General features: G+C 64.7%; 18 protein-coding genes. 8 read left to right on the top strand and 10 right to left on the bottom strand.

Annotation, left to right across the window (positions count from 1 at the left end):
* Genes QO014_RS07255 through QO014_RS07235 form a run of 5 tightly spaced genes read right to left on the bottom strand, consistent with a single transcriptional unit; the run spans position 1 to position 4,919 of the window.
* Positions 1 to 1,107 (bottom strand): BMP family ABC transporter substrate-binding protein, encoded by a 1,107-nt coding sequence (locus tag QO014_RS07255; protein WP_266348011.1) that lies wholly within the window; start codon positions 1,105 to 1,107, stop codon positions 1 to 3.
* A 39-nt stretch (positions 1,108 to 1,146) separates the two neighbouring features.
* The gene (locus tag QO014_RS07250) at positions 1,147 to 2,520 is read right to left on the bottom strand and encodes an amidohydrolase family protein (protein WP_266348010.1); all 1,374 of its coding nucleotides are present in this window, start codon (positions 2,518 to 2,520) and stop codon (positions 1,147 to 1,149) included.
* Positions 2,517 to 3,356, bottom strand: coding sequence for a sugar phosphate isomerase/epimerase family protein (locus QO014_RS07245; protein WP_266348009.1), 840 nt, complete (start codon positions 3,354 to 3,356; stop codon positions 2,517 to 2,519). Before QO014_RS07245 ends, QO014_RS07250 begins: the two co-directional genes overlap by 4 nt.
* A 7-nt stretch (positions 3,357 to 3,363) precedes the next feature.
* Positions 3,364 to 3,684, bottom strand: coding sequence for a 2Fe-2S iron-sulfur cluster-binding protein (locus tag QO014_RS07240; RefSeq protein WP_266348008.1), 321 nt, complete (start codon positions 3,682 to 3,684; stop codon positions 3,364 to 3,366).
* Positions 3,684 to 4,919, bottom strand: a complete 1,236-nt coding sequence (locus QO014_RS07235; protein ID WP_266348007.1) for a cytochrome P450 — start codon at positions 4,917 to 4,919, stop codon at positions 3,684 to 3,686. The genes QO014_RS07240 and QO014_RS07235 overlap by 1 nt, the downstream gene beginning before the upstream one ends.
* Before the next feature lie 115 nt (positions 4,920 to 5,034).
* Between QO014_RS07235 and QO014_RS07230 the strand changes: the two genes are divergently transcribed.
* On the top strand, positions 5,035 to 5,880 hold the full coding sequence (locus QO014_RS07230) for a helix-turn-helix transcriptional regulator (protein ID WP_266348006.1): 846 nt from the start codon (positions 5,035 to 5,037) through the stop codon (positions 5,878 to 5,880).
* Between the two features lie 137 nt (positions 5,881 to 6,017).
* Here QO014_RS07230 and QO014_RS07225 read toward each other — a convergent pair whose 3' ends face one another.
* On the bottom strand, positions 6,018 to 6,536 hold the full coding sequence (locus tag QO014_RS07225) for a flavin reductase family protein (protein WP_266348005.1): 519 nt from the start codon (positions 6,534 to 6,536) through the stop codon (positions 6,018 to 6,020).
* Between the two features lie 469 nt (positions 6,537 to 7,005).
* Between QO014_RS07225 and rutF the strand changes: the two genes are divergently transcribed.
* Genes rutF through QO014_RS07190 form a run of 7 tightly spaced genes read left to right on the top strand, consistent with a single transcriptional unit; the run spans position 7,006 to position 14,335 of the window.
* Positions 7,006 to 7,539 carry an NADH-dependent FMN reductase RutF gene (gene rutF / locus QO014_RS07220; protein ID WP_266348004.1) on the top strand — a complete coding sequence of 178 codons (534 nt, stop codon included), beginning with the start codon at positions 7,006 to 7,008 and terminating at the stop codon, positions 7,537 to 7,539.
* 41 nt (positions 7,540 to 7,580) lie between these two features.
* Positions 7,581 to 8,663 (top strand): pyrimidine utilization protein A, encoded by a 1,083-nt coding sequence (rutA, locus tag QO014_RS07215; RefSeq protein WP_266348003.1) that lies wholly within the window; start codon positions 7,581 to 7,583, stop codon positions 8,661 to 8,663.
* Positions 8,660 to 10,222, top strand: a complete 1,563-nt coding sequence (locus tag QO014_RS07210) for an amidase (RefSeq protein WP_266348002.1) — start codon at positions 8,660 to 8,662, stop codon at positions 10,220 to 10,222. Before rutA ends, QO014_RS07210 begins: the two co-directional genes overlap by 4 nt.
* 27 nt (positions 10,223 to 10,249) lie before the next feature.
* Positions 10,250 to 11,302, top strand: coding sequence for a CobW family GTP-binding protein (locus QO014_RS07205; RefSeq protein WP_266348001.1), 1,053 nt, complete (start codon positions 10,250 to 10,252; stop codon positions 11,300 to 11,302).
* Entirely contained in the window at positions 11,302 to 12,729 is a 1,428-nt protein-coding gene (locus tag QO014_RS07200; RefSeq protein WP_266348000.1) for an amidohydrolase family protein, read from the top strand. Before QO014_RS07205 ends, QO014_RS07200 begins: the two co-directional genes overlap by 1 nt.
* 1 nt (position 12,730) lies before the next feature.
* The gene (locus QO014_RS07195) at positions 12,731 to 14,149 is read left to right on the top strand and encodes an amidase (RefSeq protein WP_266347999.1); all 1,419 of its coding nucleotides are present in this window, start codon (positions 12,731 to 12,733) and stop codon (positions 14,147 to 14,149) included.
* A gap of 9 nt (positions 14,150 to 14,158) precedes the next feature.
* Positions 14,159 to 14,335, top strand: coding sequence for a hypothetical protein (locus QO014_RS07190; protein ID WP_266347998.1), 177 nt, complete (start codon positions 14,159 to 14,161; stop codon positions 14,333 to 14,335).
* 76 nt (positions 14,336 to 14,411) lie between these two features.
* Here QO014_RS07190 and QO014_RS07185 read toward each other — a convergent pair whose 3' ends face one another.
* The 4 genes from QO014_RS07185 to QO014_RS07170 all read right to left on the bottom strand — a co-directional run bounded on the left by QO014_RS07185 (position 14,412) and on the right by QO014_RS07170 (position 20,000).
* Positions 14,412 to 15,932: a DUF1254 domain-containing protein gene (locus tag QO014_RS07185; protein ID WP_266347997.1), complete on the bottom strand. Its 1,521-nt coding sequence runs from the start codon at positions 15,930 to 15,932 to the stop codon at positions 14,412 to 14,414.
* Between the two features lie 314 nt (positions 15,933 to 16,246).
* The gene (locus QO014_RS07180) at positions 16,247 to 17,272 is read right to left on the bottom strand and encodes an ABC transporter permease (protein ID WP_266347996.1); all 1,026 of its coding nucleotides are present in this window, start codon (positions 17,270 to 17,272) and stop codon (positions 16,247 to 16,249) included.
* A complete protein-coding gene (locus QO014_RS07175; RefSeq protein ID WP_266347995.1) occupies positions 17,269 to 18,867 on the bottom strand; it encodes a sugar ABC transporter ATP-binding protein in 1,599 nt (532 codons plus the stop codon). The genes QO014_RS07180 and QO014_RS07175 overlap by 4 nt, the downstream gene beginning before the upstream one ends.
* Complete coding sequence (locus QO014_RS07170) at positions 18,864 to 20,000, bottom strand: sugar ABC transporter substrate-binding protein (protein ID WP_266347994.1); 1,137 nt, start codon at positions 19,998 to 20,000, stop codon at positions 18,864 to 18,866. The genes QO014_RS07175 and QO014_RS07170 overlap by 4 nt, the downstream gene beginning before the upstream one ends.
* Positions 20,001 to 20,107 lie beyond the last annotated feature (107 nt).

Below are 20,107 nucleotides of genomic sequence, written 5' to 3'. Positions count from 1 at the left end.
TCAGGGACGCACGCTGTCGCGCAGGGTGTTCAGATCGGCCTGGCTGACGACGAAGCCCGACGAAACCGTGATCGAGCCGTCGACGATGCCCGCCTTGGCTGCCGCGATCCGGGCCTTGAGCGGGTCCTTGGCGAGTGTCGCCATGTTGCCGGTCTCGACGAGGCCAACGGCATCCTCCTTGAGGCCGATCGACTCCGTCTGGCCCACGGGCAGCGTGCCGGCGATGTAGAGATCGAAGGCGCGCAGCAGCGTCACGTCGACCTTCTTGAGCATGGAGCTCGCGACCTTCGACGCCATCTCGGGATCGGAGTCCTTGAAGATCGCCTCCTGGTCGGAGTTGACCCCAAGCGCGAGGCGCCCGGCTTCCTTGGCGGCGGCCAGCTGGCCGAGGCCGGTGAGGCCGGCGACGTTGAAGCCGATCGCGGTGCCGCCACGATACTGGGCGAGGGCCAACTCCTTGCCCTTGGCGGCATCGTTGAATGAGCCGGCATAGGCGATCGCGACCTTGATGTCGGGGGTGACCGAACGTGCGCCTTCGATATAGCCGACGAGGAAATCGTTGATGACCGGAATATCCATGCCACCGAGGAAGCCGATGGATTTGCCCCAATCGGCCGGGATCGTCCCGTCTGCGATCAGCCCGGCCGCCAGAATGCCGGCGAGGTAGGAGCCTTCATTCTGCTTGAAGGTCACCGAATAGACATTGCCGAACTTGCCTTCATCGAACGGAACCACGCCGTCGATCAGGATGTAGGTCTTGTCGGGATATTGCGGCGCGATCTCGACCATGATGTCGGAAATCTCGAAGGTGCAGCCGACGATGACGTCCCAGTCGCCTTCCGAGGCATCCTGGAAGGTGGCGAGCCACTTCGTCTGGTCGGTGCCCATTTCGATGACCTTGGTCTCGACGGCATCGCCATATTTGGCCTTGATCTGGTTCATGCCCAGCGCGCCGAGATCGAAATAGGACTTGTCGCCGAGATTGCCGTTCACGAGGAACACGATCTTCTTGGGCTCGCTGGCATGGGCGGCCGGCACGCCTACGGCAGCGATCGCGGCACCGGCGACAAGAAGGGTATTGAATCGGCGTCTGGTCAGGTGAGGCATCTGGTCTTGCTCCTGTAGTCCCTGGAAGGTTCTTTTTGGTCAGGTTCGACTGATTGGACTCGTTGCGCCGTCGGCATGCCCGGCCAGCCATGCTGCGCGTCGGGCGAAGAGACCGGGCACGACCGCGTTGACCCGCTGGATCAGCTCGGCCATGTCGGCCGTCTTGAGCGCGCCATCCTCGACCACGATGCGTCCGTCGATCATGGTGAGGTCGACATCGCCGCCGCGCACGGCATGGACCAGATTGTGGTGCAGGTTCCCGTTGCTGCCGCCGATGAGCGGCGTCAGTCGGGGCGTATTGGTGCGAACGGCGATCAGGTCGGCCTTCTTGCCGGCTTCGAGCGAGCCGATCTCGTGGCTCTTGCCGATGGCGCGGGCGCCCTCGATCGTGGCCATGCGCAGCACATCCCAGGCCGGCATCGCGGCCGCATCGAGGCTGGCGAATTTGGCGAGCAGCGAGGTGAACTTCATCTCCTCGAACATGTCGAGATTGTTGTTTTCCTTCTCGCCATCGGTGCCGATCCCGACGGCGACCCCGGCGCGGCGGAGCTTCTCGACTGGCGCGGCGCCGCTGGCGAGCTTCATATTGCTGGCCGGATTGTGCGCGACCGCGATCCCGCGCCTGGCCATCAGCTCGATCTCGGCGTCATCCAGCCAGACGCAATGGGCGAGCAGGGTGCGCGGCGCATCGAGCAGGCCCAGCTTCTCGAGCGCGGGGATAGAGCGGCAGCCATAGCGGCGGTGCATCTCGCGGAGCTCCACCTCGGCCTCGTTCGAATGGGTGTGAAAGCCGGTGCCGAACTTCCGCGCCAGCGCGATCGCCCGCGCATGCGCCGGCTCGGTGGCGTAGAAGGCGTGCTCCAGCCCGACCCAGACCTCGACCCGCCCATCGGCTCCGCCGTGCCAGTTCTCGAGCAGGCGCTCGGTATCGTCGAGATGGTCGAAATAGTCGTAGTCGGGATGCTCGCCGACATAGGGCACCATGACGGTGCGATTGCCGATCTGCTGCGCGGCATGGGCGCTGCCATCCATGTAGCGCCACATGTCGACCACGGTGGTCGTCCCGGACAGCACTGCCTCGGCGTAGCAGAGAAAGCTTGCCGCCTCGGCATCCTCAGGACTGAGAACCCTGTGCATCGGATCGATGAACATGCGCAGCCAGTCCCAGACCGGCAGGCCTTCTGCCGTGCCGCGCAGCAGGCCAGAATGGAGGTGCGCATTGACCAGGCCCGGCATCAGCAGACGGTTCGAAAGGCGACGAACCGGCACGCCGGGATAGCGCATACGCAAGTCCGCGGCAGGGCCGACCGCTGCGATCCGATCGTCCTGGACCACCACAGCGCCGTCGGCGATCACACGGTTGTCGATATCAAGGGTGAGGACGTGGTCCGCGTGCAGGAGCGTCGTGGTCATGCTGTCGGTCCGCTCACGGACCATATACGGCGCGCGAGATCTTTGAGGACGAGGGAATCGGCCCAGCGATCGGAGAGGTCGCGACCGTCGGGTCCGGTAATGGCGTAGGGCCGTGCGCCCAGTTCGCAGAGGAAGCTGAGCGACGCTCCGGCTGGCGCCTTGGCCCGCCAGATCTCGAAACCGCGCTGCCACCAGCGCGCGAACTGCTCGATCCAGGGGGCATGCTGGACAAAGCCGATCTCGGCCTGGATCTGCTCGCTCGTGGCGATGCGGCCATGGAATGCAGCGGCGTTTTCAAGGACCCGCGTGATGCGACGGTCCGTCTCCTCGGCGACCGGCAGCATGATCTCGCCGCCCACGACATAGTGCGAGAGGTCGGCGGTGAGCTTCAGCCAGGGGCAGGCCTTGAGCAGTTCGAGCGTGAAGAGCAGGTCGTTGGTGAGCCGGCCGCGATGCGTCTCGATATAGACCGGAAAGTCGACCTGCTCGGCGAGCCGTTGCCAGCCTTCCAGGACGGCCGCGCCCTCGCTGACACTGGCCGTGCGGATATCGGGCTGCACGTTGAGATGATGCAGCCCGAAGGCGGTGCCCCATTCGAGCGCGGGCTTGAGGGCGTCGACGCTATCGGGCAGGGCGAGGCCTTCGAGCAGCAATCCGCGCTCGCTGGCGAGACGTGCCGCCATCTCGGCCTGGCCGCGTTCGAGCCAAAGCGTGCCGGCTCCATCGAAGCCGGATGTCTTGATGAGATCCAGCCGCGCTTCCAGCGTTGCGGCACAGGGCTGCTCGGCGAGATCCTCGAAGGTCCAGAGTGATTGCAGCACGATCAGCCTGTGCATCGGGGCCTCAATACTGCGCTGCCGGGAGATGGAGCACGAGACCATCGAGTTCGCTGCTGAGCCTCAACTGGCAGGTGAGCCGGCTTTCCGGCTTGGGCGCGATGACGCACTCGATCATCGCCGCTTCGCTCTCGGAGGGTGGAGCAAGGCGTTCGACCCAGTCGGCATCGACGTAGCAGTGGCAGGTGCCGCAGGCGCAGGCGCCGCCGCATTCGGCGAGGATCACCTCGATGCCGGCATTGACCGCAATGGACATGACGGACTGGCCGATATCACCCTCGGCCTCGGTGACCGTTCCGTCGGCCGCAATGAATGTGACGCGCGGCATCAGGCTGCCTCCAGCTTGAGGCGCAGCGCCCTGGGACCGCGCACGGAGAGACTGCGCTTGTATTCCGGCGTTTCAGCCAGTTCGATGGAGCGGAAGGTCTCGAACAGGGTGGTGAAGATCACGTCCATGTCGAGCCGTGCGAGGTGATTGCCGAGGCAGAAATGGGCTCCGCCGCCGAAAGCGAGGTGGCGATTGGGCGTTCGGCCGACATCGAAGCTGTCCGGCTCGTCGAACTGCTCCGGGTCCCGATTGGCAGCGCCATAGAGCAGGCCGAAACGGGTGCCGCGCGGATAGACCGTGCCGCCGATTTCGACCTCCTCAGCGGCGTAGCGATCGAAGAAGGGGAGCGGGGATTCGAAGCGGAACATCTCCTGCACCGCCGTGGCCATCAGCGAGGGGTCCAATTTGAGCCGCTGCATCTCGTCGGGGAAGCGCAGCAGCGCATGCATGCCGCTGCCCAGCACGTCGATGGTCGATCCGTGCCCGGCCATCAGAATGAGCATGGCGGTTGAAATGAACTCATCCTCGCTCATCGCGCCGGACCGTTCCGCCTCGACAAGACGCGTGACCAGATCGTCCTTGGGTGCGCGAAGGCGCTCTGCCTTGAGTTCGCGCAGATAGGAAGCGAACTCGGCCGCCGTCGACTCGGCCAGAGCCTTGCGCGCCTCGGACCGATCGACGTCGAAATACTGGACGATATTCTCCGACCAACGGCGCAACATAGGGCAATCGGCTTCGGGCACGCCGAGCAGATGACCGATCACATGCCCCGGCACATGGACCGCCAGTTCGGCGACGAAATCGACCTCGCCCGCGCCGACGAGCCCTGAAACCAGCCGGGTGACATAGTCCTCGATCGCCGCGCGCTGCCCGGCGATCAGCGCCGGCGTGAACATGCGATAGACCTGCCGACGCAGGCGGTCGTGGACCTCGCCGTCGCTGTTCAGCATCGAGAACTGAACAAACCGCGCATGGTTGGGCATGTCGTGGAAGTTGTCCTGGCGCTGGCGACGATCAAGTTCGGTATCGTCGAGAATGCCCAGGGGCATGCGCGGCAGGCGCTTGTCGGCGACGATGGCCGCCACGTCGCGCTGCCGTGTGACGAGCAGCATGTCCAGCTCGGGGAACGGGAACAGGCCCGGAAACGCCCGCATCCGGGCATAGACGGCATAGGGGTCCGCCGCGAATTCCTCCGAAAGGGGATCGAAGCGGAAAGGTGTGGTTGGAGCCGTCATCACGCGGGATCCTTGAAGTGGTTGACCCGAACTCTAGGCCCCGGCGAGCCAAAGAAAATGCACGGCGCTGTTATCGAGATGGACAAAACTCGCATCGTCATGGTTTTGTCGCGAGATGCTGGAAGAACGGCTTTGTCTGCGCGCACCGCATCCGCTGGATGCTGCCGTCGCCTATCAGGTGGTCGGAGGCGGGCAGCGCACTGCCGCGCCGGGCGCGGCGCCGATCACGACGCGTTTTCATGAGCACGCCTTCATACTTTCGATGGAGGGGCGCGGGCAGGTGGAGGTCGGCGACGCGGTGCGCCTGGCTGAGCCCGGCGACATGGTCTGGCTCAACACATCGATCCGCTATGCGCATGGATGCGCGCCGGGCGCCGCCGGCTGGAGCTATCTGTGGATGGGCGTCGGAGCAGGCCCCGGGCTCGATGCGGCCTATCAGATGGCACGGGCGGCCGAGGAGCCTGTTTTCATCGGTGCATTGGAGCCGGAGGTCGTCGCCATGTTCGAACGCGGCATCCACGCGCTCCGGCTCTCGGGTCCGATATCACCGGCGGTGATCAGCGCGGCGGTCGGCGACATCATTGCCGAGGCGCTCGGACGGAGGGCCCGCCGACAGGGGCTGTTCGGCACCGAGCAATTCGGCGGTCGTCTTGGCAGCGCTCTGGAGCGGATCCGGGCCGACATAGACTGGCCATGGACTATTGCCGACATGGCGCGGCTGGCAACCCTCAGTCCCTCGCAATATCACCGGCTGTTCAAGCAGCACTTCGGCAGTTCGCCGATCACCTGGCTGAGGCACGAGCGCATCAGTCGCGCGTGCCGGCTGCTGGCAGACCGCTCACTGAGTGTGGCAGAAGTCGGACGGCGCTGCGGCTACACGGACCCCTACCATTTCAGCCGTGATTTCCGCCGCCTCATCGGCAGCAGCCCGAGCCGGTTTCGGGCGGACAAGGGCTGGTAGGACGCGGCAAACACCAGCGGCTCGACGAGGTCGTCGCCAACCTTTGTCGAGGTCGCGGCACACGGTTCTCGGCCAGCTGGCTCTGGATGGCAGCGAGAGCAGGTGGTGCTGACAGCGCGGGAACGTTGCCTCTGCCATCAGGCCGGCGTGCCGACGCCGCGCCAGCTCTTGCCGTGGAAGAAGATCAGCGGTTCACCTTCGGCGCTTGAATGCGCCGCGAGCACGCTGCCGATCACGATGACGATGTTGCCACGCTCGATCACGTCTTCGACGGCGCAATCGAAGGCGCCGAGTGCCGACTTTAGGATCGGTGCGCCGCTGGCGAGCGTCGTCCATTCGCCATCCGCAAAGCGCGCGGCGCCGGAAATGCCCGTCTTGCCGCCGAAGATATCGGCGATCGGGCCGGCTTCAGCCGGTAGATAGTTGATTGCGAAATGACGGCGCGAGAGCACGCCGGCAAGCGCGTGGGTCTTGCGGTCGATCGAGACCAGCATCGTCGCGGGGTCGGCGGTGACATGGGCGGCCGAGAGCCCCAGGAAGCCGGTCGGGCCGTCATCGCTGTCGGCGGTAACGATCGTCATGCCCGTCGCCCTCTGTCCGAGCGTGCGCCAGAAAGTCTTCATGTCGATCACGGCAGGGGCGGACGCATCGGTCATCGGATTTCTCCATTTCGGGAACGGCTGAGGCAACGTCGCGGTCTGGCGGTCCAGGCAAGAGCGAGACAGGTGTTGGCCCCCGCACGACACTGCGGACCGGCCACACGGCATCTGATCTAGATCATATTAATGTACGGACAAGTGACAATAATCGACCGCTGCTTGAGCGGCAAATCCGGCTTGGCCCGAATTTTGTGCTGTTAGGTCGGACAGGGCACCTCCTTGTGCGGTCACGGCGATCGCGGTTGACAGCCGTGTTGGCATTTTTGCCGAAAGCTCACAGAGCTTCCGCTCCACCAATTCTGGGTGCACCTGCAAATAATCCGACCATCCGTGCTGCCAATATAGGCATGAGTGCATCGCAATATCGATGTATGTGTACGGACATACCAATAGAGCATTGACGCGGATCTGCCGTTGGAGCCTCGCGGAGTTCCAGACGGCACTCGCTGAAGAAAGGACCACGAGCATGCAGGTCGAAACGGTCACCACGACACCGCCTGCGCCTTCGGCGTCGATTCCGGATGTACGGTTGCTGTTTCGCGAGGGCATGGCGCGCCTCGGTGCGGCCGTGAACATCGTGACGACGGACGGGCCGGCGGGACGCGCCGGTTTCACCGCATCGGCCGTCTGCAGCGTGAGCGATACGCCGCCGACGCTGCTCGTCTGCCTGAACCGTCAGGCCTCCGTCTACGACACGTTCAAGCGCAACGGCGTGCTCTGCGTGAATACGCTCGCGCGCGATCACGAGGCGATTTCGCGCTTGTTCGGCGGCAAGACGCCGATGGCGGAGCGCTTCGCTTCCGCCGGCTGGAGCACGCGCGAGACCGGCGCGCCGGTGCTCGACGGATCGGTCGTGGCGTTTGATTGCCGCGTCACCAAGGTGGTCGAGAGCGGCACGCATGATGTCCTGTTCTGCAACGTCCTTTCGATTGAAATCGATCATGCTCGCGATGGGCTCGTCTATTTCGCCCGTCGCTATCACGGACTTTCCGCTGGCTGAGGCCGTCCCGTTCTTTTGAAGCTGTTCAAGGAGATCTCACGATGGATATCGGCGTTTTCATTCCGATCAACAACAATGGCTGGCTGATCTCGACGGCAGCGCCGCAATACATGCCGAGCTTCGAGCTGAACAAGCAGATCGTCCAGCTTGCCGAGCGCTATGATTTCGACTTCGCGCTGTCGATGATCAAGCTGCACGGCTTCGGCGGGAAGACCGAGTTCTGGGATTACGGCATGGAGTCGTTCACGCTGATGGCGGGCCTCGCCGCCGTGACGACCAAGATCAAGCTCTTCGCCTCGACCGCCATCCTGACGCTCCCTCCGGCCATCGTCGCACGCATGGCGACCACGATCGATTCGATCTCGGGCGGTCGCTTCGGCGTCAACATCGTGTCGGGCTGGCAGTCGGCCGAATACACGCAGATGGGCCTCTGGCCGGGCGACGAATATTTCGCATACCGCTACGAATACGCGACCGAATACGTCTCGGTGATGAAGGAGCTCTGGGCAACGGGCAATTCCGACTTCAAGGGCAAGCATTTCACCATGGACGGCTGCATGATGAAGCCGACCCCGTCGACGCCGATCAAGATCGTCGCGGCGGGCCAGAGCCCGACGGGCATCGAGTTCTCGGCCAATCTTTGCGACTACACCTTCGCCATGGGCTCCGGCATCAACACGCCGACCAAGTTCGCGCCGTTCAACGAGCGCATGGTCGAGGCGGCGAAGAAGGCTGGCCGTGACGTCGGCACCTACGTCCTCTTCATGGTGATCGCCGAAGAGACGGACGAGGAAGCACAGGCGAAGTGGCTGAAATATCGCGAAGGCGCGGATGTCGACGCGCTCGCCTGGATGGCGGACCAGGGCAGCAAGGACCAGACGGCCGACAGCAATTCGACGGCCCGTCACATCAACCTCCCCGAAGGCGCCGTGAACTTCAACATGGGCACCCTGGTGGGCTCCTATGCGACCGTCGCGCGGATGCTCGACGAGGTCGCGGCGGTTCCCGGGACGAAGGGCATTATGATGACCTTCGATGACTTCCTGACCGGCATCGAGAAGTTCGGCGAGCACATCCAGCCCTTGATGCAGAGCCGCGCCGAACGGCTCGCGGAGGCGGCGTGAGCGCCCCAGTGGTCGAGTTGAGGCCGACGGCGGTTGCGCCGTCGAGCTCGTTCCCGGAAGCGGCGAGCGGGCTTGCACCTGAGCCGCTCTGGTTCGAACGGCGCATGGCGGCGGAGGTGGCCGAGGTCCGGCCATCGCCTTCGCCTGCGGTCGCTGTCGATGTCACCGGCGAGCCGCATCAACTCGGCGTCGCCGGGCTGCTTGCGGCCTATGAGACGGGCAATCTCGATCCGGTCGGCGTGCTGGCCGCGCTGCGAGCGCGGATTGCTCGCTATCGCTCGGGTCTCGATGCCATTCTCGCACCCATTCCCGGCGCAGACGCGCTGGCGGAGGAGAGCGCACTGCGCATTCGCGAGCGCCGCATGCGCCCACTCGAGGGCATCCCCTTCGGCGTCAAGGATATCATTGATGCGGCCGGGGCCCGCGTCACCTGCGGCTCGCTGCAGACTGGCGACAGGGTTGCACCAGCCGATTCCGCCGTTGTGGCGCGGCTGAAGGCGGCGGGTGCGATTCCCTTCGTGATGACCGCGACAACCGAGTTCGCCTGTGGTTCGGCGCTCAATGCGCGCTATGGGCCTGTGCGCAATCCATGGGACTCCGAACGCTGGACCGGCGGATCGTCAACCGGCTCCGGCGCCGGGCTCGCGGCGCGGCTGTTCCCACTGGCGCTTGGCACCGACACTGGCGGTTCGATCCGCGTGCCCTCCGCCTGGTGCGGCACGACCGGCCTGAAGCCGACGCGCGGGCTCGTCCCCCGCACGGGCGTGGCGCCGCTGTCATGGACGCTCGATCATATCGGCCCGATGGGGCGCAGCGCCGCCGATCTCGCATTGGTCATGCCGCAGATCGCCGGTGCCGATGGCGAGGATTTCACGTCTGCCGGCGCTTATGACGGCTCGCGCTGGCGCAATGGCTTCGCCGGTCTCAGGATCGGCGTGCCGGGCGGCTGGTTCGTCGAGATGCAGGATGCCTCGGTGCTCGCGGCATGGCGCGCGGCGCTCGGCGTGATGGAAGAGGCCGGCGCAACGCTGGTCCCCGTCGATCTCGGCGAGATCGGCAGCGTTGTCGAAGATGGCTACACGATCCTGTTCTGCGAGCTCGCTACGCTGCAGGAGCCGAGCCTCGGCTCGATGGAACTCTATGATGCCGGCACCCGCGGCAGGCTCGAGCAAGGGCTTGCTCGCTCGGCGACGCAGTATCTGCGCGCGCTTCGCCTGCGACCCGTCGTGCAGTCGCGCATCCTCGCCGCGATGGCCGATGTCGACGTGGTCGTGACACCGGGCCTCGGCAGCGAGGCTGGCTTCCTGGACGATCTGGCAGCTTCCGTCGATGGCAAGCGCCAGCCGTTCCACAATGTCATCCCGCGCAACACCATGGTGTTCGACTATACGGGCCAGCCGGCGCTGATGCTGCCTTCCGGCCTTGGCGCGAATGGCCTGCCGGTCGCGATCCAGATCGTCGGCAAGCTCTATGACGATGCGCTCTGCCTTTCGGTCGGCGCTGCCTTCCAGCAACTGACCGACCATCACCGGAACGCCCCGCCGGATCCGATCGACTGATCCAGAGCCTACCTGAAGGGGAGGGAAATGACGTCCGCAGTCCCCAAGATCCCGATTGCATTGCTGACGGGCTTTCTCGGCAGCGGCAAGACCACCCTCCTGAAGGCGATCCTGGCTGCCCCGGACATGGCCGGCACGGCGGTCATCATCAACGAGGCTGGCGACGCCAGTCTCGATCACCTCCTCGTCGAGACGGTCGACGAGGCGATCTACGCCCTGCCGAGCGGCTGTCTCTGCTGCGTGCGCCGGCTCGATATCGTGACCACCGTGCGCTCGCTGCTCGAGCGGCGCGATGACGGCACGATCCAGCCCTTCGACCGCATCGTCATCGAGACGAGCGGTCTCGCCGATCCCGCGCCGATCCTCTACACGCTTGCCGTCGATCCGATGCTCGGCCACCGGCTCGCCTTCAGTGCCGTGGTGACGCTGGTCGATGCGGTCGCGGGAGGGGGATCCCTGGAACGCCATCCCGAGGCGGCGGCTCAGGTCGCCGTGGCCGATCGGCTGCTGCTCAGCAAGACCGATCTCCGCGCGCCGTCGCCAGATCTTCTGGCCCGTCTCGCCGCACTGAACCCCTGGGCGCCGCAGATCACGCTGCCCACCGATGGTGCGCTGGCAAAGCTCCTGTTCGACGTCGGGCTTTCCGGTTTCCTCGAGCGCATGCCGGCGGCCCTACCGAAGCCCGCCCACAGCTTCGGCATCGAGACCTTTTCGATCACGCTGCGCTCCGCTCCGACGCGCCTCGCCTTCGCCATGGCTCTTGGCCGCCTCGCCTCGGAACGCGGAGAAGATCTCCTGCGCGTGAAGGGGTTGGTCGAATTCGCCGATCGGCCCGGTTTCGTCGGCGTCATGCATGCGGTCCAGCACACGCTCTATCGGCCGCAGTGGCTGGATCGCTGGCCGGATGAAGACGAGCGCAGCAGGCTCGTCTTCATCGTCCGCGGCGTCGGCCTCGACGACATCCTCGCCCGCTTCGCCTTTGCCGATCCGAGGCCCTGGCAGAAGCTGCCGCCGGGCTTCGCCTGCGACGCTCCGCCTGTCCCGCTCGCTTCCCTTTCCGCTTTGCCTGGAGACGCCTGATGTTCGACGTTGTTATCGCCAATGGCCTCGCCGTGCTGCCCACGGGCCCCGAACGCGTCGATATCGGCGTCAAGGGAGGCAAGATCGTTGCCATCGCAGCTCCGAAGACGCTGGGCGCCATCGGCGCCGAGCGGGTGGTCGACGCGACGGACCAGATCGTCATTCCAGGCGGCATCGATCCGCATATCCATTGCGGGTTGACCATGCCCGGCCCGAACGGCACGTCCGTCACCGGCGCGACACCGGCCGAGGTCAGCAAGGCCGCGTTATTTGGCGGCACGACGACGATGTGCGATTTCGCGTTCTGGCAGGGCAGCGGCACGCTGCAGCAGACCGTCGAGAAGCGGCACGAGAGCTGGACCGACGCCTGCTATAGCGATTACACGCTGCACATGGCGGTCGAGAGCCCGATGGGCCCGTCCATCATCGGTGAGGTGCCGGAGTTGGTGCAAGCCGGCTATCCGACCGTCAAGATGTTCACGACCGACATCACGCCGGGCCGCCTCGCTCATCTCACCAACCATGGCGAGATCTGGGAGATGCTGAAGCAACTCGCCAAGTCCGGCGGGCTGGCGCTGATCCATGCCGAGGACAATGACCTCGTCATGCACATGTATGAGAAGCTGATTGCCGAGGATCGCGTTGGCTTCGAGCATCTCGCCGAAGCGCATACCGTCCTGTCGGAGGAACTCGCCTTCAACCGGGTTATCGCGCTGGCGCAAAATGTCGAGGGCGCGGCTATGTACATGGTCCATACGAGCGCGCGCACCGGCGTCGACGCGATCGCCGCCTCACGGGCGAAGGGCTTCCCCATTTATGGCGAGACGCTGCATCAATATGCGCTGTTCAATGTCGAGGACTACAAGCGCCCGAACGGGCAGATCTACCATACCTATCCCTCGCTCAAATATCCGGACGACCAGGCGGCGCTCTGGCGCGGCATGAAGGACGGCGTTCTCAGCTGCGTCGCGACCGACGAGGTCTGCTGCCCGCTCGAGGTCAAGCTGGTGGGCAAGCGCATCGACGACACGACCGGGGGGAATTCCGGCTGCGAACCGCGCGTTGCGTTGATGTATACGGAAATGGTCGGCAAGCGTGGCTTCAGCCTGAATGAGTTCGTCGACCTCGTCTCGACCAAGGCAGCGCGGATCATGGGGCTTTATCCGCGCAAGGGCGTGCTCGCGGTCGGTTCCGACGCCGATGTCGTGCTGCTCGATCCGAACCTCGCCCACACGATCGACGGCTCGGCATTGCACTCCGCCGATTATTCTCCATGGGATGGCTGGGATGTCTCGGTCTGGCCGAGCCTGACCATGTTGCGCGGCAAGGTCGTGGTCGAAGGTGGCCAGTTCAATGGCGAACTCACTGACGGCGCCTTCATCCCGCGCAAGATTGCCGACGACATCCGCTCCGGCCCGGCCGTCTGAGATGGTGATCGACAGGACAAAGCCCGAAGCGATCCTCGGGCTGACGCTGCGCCAGGCATCGGACGCCATCGCCGCCCGCGCTCTCTCGCCCGTCGAACTCGTCGATGCCTATCTCGATCGCATCGAGACCGTGGATGGCCGCCTGCGCAGCTATATCACAGTGCTGGCCGACGAGGCGCGCGCGGCAGCCTCTCAGGCCGAGGCGGAGATCGCGGCGGGAGAGTATCGCGGCCCGCTGCATGGGCTGCCCTATGCCGTGAAGGACAATTACTTCACGAAGGGCGTGCGCACGACGGCAAATTCGCGGCTTCGGCTCGATGCCGTGCCGGATTTTGACGCCACGGCGATCGTGAGGCTGAGGGAGGCCGGCGCGATCCTGCTCGGCAAGCTCAACACCTGGGAATATGGCACGGGCATGGGCCCCTTCTATGACGACCTGCCGTTTCCCTATGCTCGCAACCCCTGGAACCTCGATCGCTACACGGGCGGTTCGTCGACGGGGGCGGGTGCATCGGTCGCCGGGCGCACTGCGCTGTTCGCGCTCGGCAGCGATACCGGCGGATCGGTCCGCCTCCCGGCCGCCGCCTGCGGCCTGCAGGGCCTCAAATCCACGACCGGACGCATCAGCCGGCACGGCATCTTTCCCAATTGCTGGGCCTTCGACGTCGCTGGCCCGCTCTGCTGGAATGTCGAAGATTGCGCGATCGTCGCTGAGGCGCTCTCGGGTTTCGATCCTTCGGACCCGATCAGCGTCGACAAGCCCGCCGATTTCCGCTCCGATCTGAACAAGGGTGTGGCCGGGCTTCGCATCGGCGTGATCCGCGACATGGATTGTGGCGGCGTGCATCCCGATCCGGACGTTCTCGCCAATCTCGCCGAGGCCGCGCGGGTTCTGCAGGCGGCCGGCGCGATCCTCGTGGAAACGGAGCTTCCCGCGCCGGTGCTGCGCTATCGCTCGGCCGCGTCGATCATCAACTGGGCTGAGTCCTATTCGATCCACGAGGCCGATTTCCAGTCGGGCTGGCATCTCATGGGCCAGGCGCTGCGCGACAAGATGACGGCTGGGCTTCAAATCTCGGCCGTCGATTATCTCGCCGCGCTGCGCGAGCGGCGGACGCTCGCCGAAATGACCGACGCCTTGCTCTCGGGCTTCGATGCGCTGCTGTTGCCCTCGGCTTTCCATGTGGCGCCTGCCTTCACGGACGCCGCCGGCCTCGGTGCGTTCATCGGCGATACGGCCGCAACGCCCTTCAGCATGTCGGGCCATCCGGCGCTGTCGATCTGCACCGGTTTCGATAGCGAAGGCCTGCCGACGAGTGCGCAGATCGTCGGTCGATGGTTCGACGAGGCGATGGTCCTGCGCGTCGGCCATGCCTATGAGACCGCGACGCCGTGGCGCTCGCACTTCCCGACATTCTGAGGGGCTTCGATGTCAGACGACAATTTCGCCGACGTTCGCCTGCCGGCCGATTTCACGCCGGAGGCGCTGGCGCGGATGCGCGAGATCGCGAAGATCGTGCGCTCGAATGTCGCCAACACGAAGCGGACGCTCGACGAATTCGCCGAGCCCGCCCCTGTGCTCGATCTTCATCTCCGCCGCCGCTGAAGCGTAGCAAGGACGCCCATCTCCAGGCTGTCCGGGCCGCCATTGCGGCGACCCGTTCCATCTTGTCGCGTGGTGATCACTTCACCAGTTCGATGTCGCCTGGCTTCCAGCTCTTGTCGAACCAGGGCTCGAGCGGACCATAGAGACGCAGCAGCACGTTCCAGCCTTTGCCCGGCGTGGTCTGCACCCAGTTGCTCTCCTGCCCCTCGGGCGCTTTCGGTCCGAACCAGACCGTCGCCGAACCGTCCGCTGCCAGCTTCAGCTTCGGATCGTTGCTGTCGACGCCGGCGAACTTCTGATCGGTCTCCAGCAGCGAGCGCGTTTCATTGTCATAGACGACGAAGGACCAGAAGTCCTTGGCCGGAATCGGCCCCGGCAGCGTGACCTTGTAGGTCTTCCCGCCATCCAGATAGGCGCCGTTCGAATCCTTTACTGCCCCTGCATAGGCCGAGCCTGAGCCAACCTTGGCCATGGACATGGCGGGGGTTATGCCGGTCGCGAAGTAGAAGAACATGGTGCGCGCATTGAGAAGACGCGCGGCTCCATCGAGGAACTGGTAGCTGCCGCCCACGAAGGGGGTCATCCACGCACGATCGGGATAGAACTTGGTCCCGGGGTCGCGACTGTCGAAGACGATGGTGCGTGCGGTTGCGTTGCCCACCGCCACGGCATCGGTCAGGATCTTCTTCATGCGCTCGTCGGGCGCGAAGGGTTGGCCCTTCCGGATGCCGATCGAGGCGTAGAGGCCCACGACGTCGGGATCGACGAAGTCCGCCGGTTCCTTTTGCACGACCTGGTTCAGCTCATCATAGAAGCTGAAATCGTTGGCGCTGATCGTGTTGAACTTCAGGCCCGACGTATTCACCCACTCGGTCTCCGGCGGCTCGCCGTTCTCGGTCGTGGCGTGGAGCGGATAGAGCTTCGCGCCCGTCTTCACGTGCTGGACCGCGCCGGCGATATCGCCGTTCTTCACGAAGGCTCGGAAGAACACGAGCAGGGTGTTGGTGCTGGGCTTCGCCTGGAAATAGCCCTCGGTCGGCAGGGCGTCCTTGTATCCTGGCGGCACGAACAGGTATTGGCCGCCCTTGCCGGCATCCGGTCCTGTCAGGCCGATATCGGTGACCCAGCGGAAATCGGCGTCGTCCACAGGCCCCAATACGCCCGTCGGCACCTCCATCACGATCGGGCCGTCCGACAGGTCCAGGCAGGTAAACACATAGACCGTCGTGGTGTTCGGCGTGAGGAACAGGCTCCGTGCGTCCATCAGGTCTTCGGTAATGCCGAAGGTACGATTAGCCTTCACGCCCACGCTCTCGAGCCCGTTGCAGAGCGCGCGCACCGAGGTGGCGGACATGCCGCGCAGAAAAGCCTGCACCCCGCGCATGTGGTCCAGATTGTCATAGACCAGCGACGACGTGGCCGCATCGGGCGCGCCATTCTTGAATTTTAACGTACCGATCCGCGTGTCGACACTCTCGGGCGTAGTGATCTTTTCGGGCACATCGGCTGAATATTTCGGCTCGGCATGCGCCACCATCACGCTGCCCATAAGCGCCAAAGCGCCAAGGGCCGCCCATCTTCCGCCTAACATCTTCATCGCCGACACTCCCTGAGAGAATTCGGCGGAATACTAGCGGCTTCGCGTCAAACGGCAATATTGACGTAAAACAACCTTTGATGTTCAGGATTTGGAGTGTTCGGGATTCAGGAATATTGTTCCCGCTCCGAGCGGACGTCCCCTTGAAGCCATTGGAGGCGGAGACACCTGCGGGACGACGTCGAGCCCTAAGGGAGCGCTTCCAAGGCAGTCGCCGAGGCGGGTCTCGGGCATGCGTGACGCCCGGGTGACCGGGCGCCTTTGCAGGATATTGATTTGGTGCGGCGGCGTGTCCGTCGCGCGCAATCCTTCGGTTAGCTGAAGTCCTGCGCTTCGCGCTTGCGTACGAGCTGCGACAACGCCACGGCCAGCACCAGCGCGCCACCATAAAACAGGTTCTGCACGAAGGTATCGATGCCGAGCATCGTCAGCCCCGTAATGCCGATGACCAGGAAATACACCGCGACCAGCGATCCCCAGGCGTTGAAGCGTCCCGGCGTTATGCTCGTCGCGCCGAGGAAGGCGGCGGCGAAGGCCGGCAGGAGGAAGGTGTTGCCCGAGTTCGGATCCGCCGCGCCGATCGTGCCGGCATACATCATGCCCGTGATCGCGCTGAGCACGCCGGAGCAGACCAGGGCAGCAAACCGCACCCTGTCGACGGGGATGCCCGAAAGACGCGCCACCTCGCGTCCACGCCCCACGAACAGCAGGCGCCGGCCGGCGGCCGTGAACCCGAAGAAGTACCAGAGCAGGATGCAGAGCCCGAGCGCGTAGTAGAAGGCGAGCGGGATGCCGAAGACACGCGTCACCACGACATAGGTGACCAGGAAGGGATCGATACCGCTGATCGTGTTGGAATTGCTGATCCAGAGCACGAGACCATTGATGAAGGTGCCCGTGCCGAGCGTGACGATCAGCGAGGGGATGCGGAAATACAGGATGAAGCCTGCATTGACGCAGCCGATGATTGCGCCAATCGCGATTGCGACGGCCACGGCGCCAGCGAGCGGAATGCCCATCTGCGCATTGAGGACCGCGATGGTCATCGCCGACATGGTGAGCGTCGCGGCAATGGAAAGGTCGAAATCACCCGCGGTCAGCGGGATGATCAGGGCGAGCGTCAGCAGAACCAGCACGGCCTGTGAGCCGAGCATGGTTGAGATGTTGGCCCAGGACAGGAAGGCCTGCGGCTTCAATATGCCGAAGATCGCGAACAGGATCAGCAACGCGCCGACCAGCGCGAAGGATTCGGCAAAGCGCGCCCATTGGAACGGCGCACGGGATGCGCCGCCACGGGGCGCCATCCGGGTAGGGCTGCTCTCAGTGTGAACCTGGCTCATGCGGCCTCCGATAGGGTTGCGGAACTCATGCTCCTCAGGCACTCCTCGGCGATCCTGTCCTTCGTGATCTCAGCGCCCGTCAGTTCCTTGACGATGCGGCCGCGGGCGAAGACGAGAACGCGGTGGCAGATCTGGGCGAGCTGCTCGGAATCGGTGCTCGCGACCAGGATCGATGTTCCCTTTTCGGCTGCGGAATCGAGGGCAGCGAACAGGTGCTGGCGCGCGCCGACATCGACGCCTTGCGTCGGCTCGTCGAGCATCAGCAGCGCCGGCTCGGTCTGGAGCCATTTCGCCATCAGCACCTTCTGGGCGTTGCCGCCGCTGAGCGCTGATAGATTGAGCTCCGGCCGATTGGGGCGGACGTCGTAGCGCTGGCCGAGCTGGCGCGCGCGTTCGGTTATCGCGCCCCAGTCGAGCCCGCTCCAGTTGCGGAATTCGGTCAGGACGGGAAGCGACATGTTGTCGGCAATAGTGAGGTTGCCGACGCCGGCCGCGCCGAGACGATCAGCCGGGAGGAACGCGATCTTTGCCGCCATCGCATTGCCGGGTTTTAGCCCAGCAAGCGGCAATGGCTTGTTTCCAGCGATTTCGATCGTGCCCGAAGTGGCCGGCTTTGCGCCATAGAGCAGATAGGGCAGTGCATCGGAGCCGGATCCGATCAACCCGGTCAGCCCGACGATCTCGCCCTTCCGCACATCGAAGGAGACGTTGTCGACGAGTCCTCCGCCGGCATTACGGATCGTGGCTGCCACGGGCCGGCCGGAGAATTCAGGCTTCTCGGCTTGATAGAGCGAAACGCGGCGGCCGACGATCAGCTCGATGAACTGGTCGTGGTCGGCCGTCTTCGACACGACCGTGCCGGCGAGATTGCCGTCGCGCAGGATCGTCGCCCGGTCGGTGATCTCACGAATTTCATCGATATCGTGCGAGACGAAGATGACGCTGGCGCCAGCCTTGACGATGCCGCGCACGAGCCCGAACAACTGGTCGACACCGGCCTTCGGCAGGAAGGGCGTCGGCTCGTCGAGAATGAGCAAGCCGCGTCCGCCGGCCGAATGCTGGCGCACATCCTCGAAGGCGCGAACGATTGCGACCAGTGCGCGCGAAACCTGCGGCAGGTCGCCGATCCGTGCGCGGGGGTCGATATCGAGCCCGAAGCGGGCGAAGGTTTCGCGTGCCTTGGCCGCCTCGCGCCGCCAGTCGATCCGCCAGAGATTGGCGGCCGCGAGATCTCCGAGCAAGAGGTTTTCGAGCACCGACAGCGACGGGATCAGGCCGAGATGCTGGTGCACGAAGGCGATGCCAAGGCGCCGCGCCGCGCCGGCCGGCATCGGCAGTTCGGCGGCCTCGCCATACATTGAAAGTTCCGCGCCCGGCTCCGGGTCATGAAAGCCGGCGAGCACCTTGATCAGCGTCGACTTGCCGGAACCATTCTGGCCGAGCAGGCCGTGCACTTCGCCCGGCATGACGTCGAGCGCGACGTCGTTCAGCACCAGTGAACTGCCGAAGCGCTTGGACAGATGCCGGATGGAAAGTGCCGGGGCTTCCCCCGGCACTTTCCGAGGCAGGTCGTCCTGCCTCGGATCGGCGATCACTTCAGCCCCCACAGCTTGGCGAAGCCATCCACATGCTTGTCGCCATAGCCCTTGTCGAAATCGGCCGGCACGCCGGCATCCTTCGCATTCTCGGCCGAGAAGATGTAGAGTGGCACGTTCAGCGTGTCGTAGGTCTCGAGGCCGCAGAGCTTGCGCATGTAGCCGTCGAGCGTCGAGCGTGCGATCCAGCCGAGGCTCTCGCCGACATCCATCTCGACATCGCCCTTCTGGATCATGTCGATGATGAACGGCGTACCGTTGAAGGTCGCGATCTTGACGTCCTTCCGTCCGGTGATCGTCAGCGCCGGCAGAACGAATTGCGACATGCTGTCGTAGACTGGAACGATGTAGTTGATCGTCGGATCGGCGATCAGTGCCGACTGCACGGTGGTCTGGATCTTGGTTGACCAGTTCGGAATCGTCACGTTGACGTAGCTGTGCTTGCAGCCGTCGCCGCAGAGCTCGTCCAGCGTCGATTCGATCTTCTTGCGGTAGGGATCGGTCGGCAGCACGTCTTCCGAGCCGATGATCAGCACGTTGGCCTTGCCGCCGGTTTTCACCGTGATCCACGCGGCGATCGTCTTGCCGACCTCGTTGAACGGCAGCGCGAGATTGACCTCGGCGGCCGGGTCTCGCGGCTGCGTCGTGTCGGCATAGTGCGAGGCGAAGACATGCACGCCGGCCGCCTTCGCGGCGGCAACCTGCGGGCCGAGCGAGGACGGGATGATGCCGCCCATCAGGTCGATCGCGGTAAAGCCGTTATTCGTGCCGAACTCCATGCCCTGGACCCATTGGGTCGGCTGGCCCTGGTTCTTCCACTGCTGGAACTCGAAGCCGATTTCCTTGGCGACGCCGGCCATCGAGCTTTCGATGCCGTCGACGAAGGGTATCGAGCTCGAGACCGGGATGGAGAGCAGCTTCTTGCCGGCCATGCAGGCCTTGGCGTCGAACGGCGGGCCGGGCGGGACGAAATCCGGGATCTTGCTATGCGCGTCGACGATGGCCTGCGCAGCGGCAAGGTCGGGTCCGGCGGCGGCGGCCGGCGAAACGGCGGCCAGCGAGCCGGCAGCCGCAACCATTAGGGCGGCGATGCCGGCCAATGCCGGCACGCGGACGGAAGCGATGTGCACCATAGTCAGAAGTCTCCCTCTGCGGCCAAGACAGGCGCCATGGGCGGGATGCGGCGGCGCCGACATAAGTCCGGACTAGACGCGAGACTTCAAAGCAAGCGCCGTACCAA

Source organism: Kaistia dalseonensis, assembly GCF_030814715.1.
Lineage (GTDB): Bacteria > Pseudomonadota > Alphaproteobacteria > Rhizobiales > Kaistiaceae > Kaistia > Kaistia dalseonensis.
The sequence above is the reverse complement of the archived record's forward strand: the minus strand, read 5'-3'. Positions and strand labels throughout refer to the sequence as shown.

Bases quoted from the DNA above. Each gene is read 5' to 3' on its own strand.
- QO014_RS07255 (WP_266348011.1), bottom strand. From the start codon at position 1,107: ATGCCTCACCTGACCAGACGCCGATTCAATACCCTTCTTGTCGCCGGT.
- QO014_RS07250 (WP_266348010.1), bottom strand. From the start codon at position 2,520: ATGACCACGACGCTCCTGCACGCGGACCACGTCCTCACCCTTGATATC.
- QO014_RS07245 (WP_266348009.1), bottom strand. From the start codon at position 3,356: ATGCACAGGCTGATCGTGCTGCAATCACTCTGGACCTTCGAGGATCTC.
- QO014_RS07240 (WP_266348008.1), bottom strand. From the start codon at position 3,684: ATGCCGCGCGTCACATTCATTGCGGCCGACGGAACGGTCACCGAGGCC.
- QO014_RS07235 (WP_266348007.1), bottom strand. From the start codon at position 4,919: ATGACGGCTCCAACCACACCTTTCCGCTTCGATCCCCTTTCGGAGGAA.
- QO014_RS07230 (WP_266348006.1), top strand. From the start codon at position 5,035: ATGCTGGAAGAACGGCTTTGTCTGCGCGCACCGCATCCGCTGGATGCT.
- QO014_RS07225 (WP_266348005.1), bottom strand. From the start codon at position 6,536: ATGACCGATGCGTCCGCCCCTGCCGTGATCGACATGAAGACTTTCTGG.
- rutF (WP_266348004.1), top strand. From the start codon at position 7,006: ATGCAGGTCGAAACGGTCACCACGACACCGCCTGCGCCTTCGGCGTCG.
- rutA (WP_266348003.1), top strand. From the start codon at position 7,581: ATGGATATCGGCGTTTTCATTCCGATCAACAACAATGGCTGGCTGATC.
- QO014_RS07205 (WP_266348001.1), top strand. From the start codon at position 10,250: ATGACGTCCGCAGTCCCCAAGATCCCGATTGCATTGCTGACGGGCTTT.
- QO014_RS07200 (WP_266348000.1), top strand. From the start codon at position 11,302: ATGTTCGACGTTGTTATCGCCAATGGCCTCGCCGTGCTGCCCACGGGC.
- QO014_RS07195 (WP_266347999.1), top strand. From the start codon at position 12,731: ATGGTGATCGACAGGACAAAGCCCGAAGCGATCCTCGGGCTGACGCTG.
- QO014_RS07190 (WP_266347998.1), top strand. From the start codon at position 14,159: ATGTCAGACGACAATTTCGCCGACGTTCGCCTGCCGGCCGATTTCACG.
- QO014_RS07185 (WP_266347997.1), bottom strand. From the start codon at position 15,932: ATGAAGATGTTAGGCGGAAGATGGGCGGCCCTTGGCGCTTTGGCGCTT.
- QO014_RS07180 (WP_266347996.1), bottom strand. From the start codon at position 17,272: ATGAGCCAGGTTCACACTGAGAGCAGCCCTACCCGGATGGCGCCCCGT.
- QO014_RS07170 (WP_266347994.1), bottom strand. From the start codon at position 20,000: ATGGTGCACATCGCTTCCGTCCGCGTGCCGGCATTGGCCGGCATCGCC.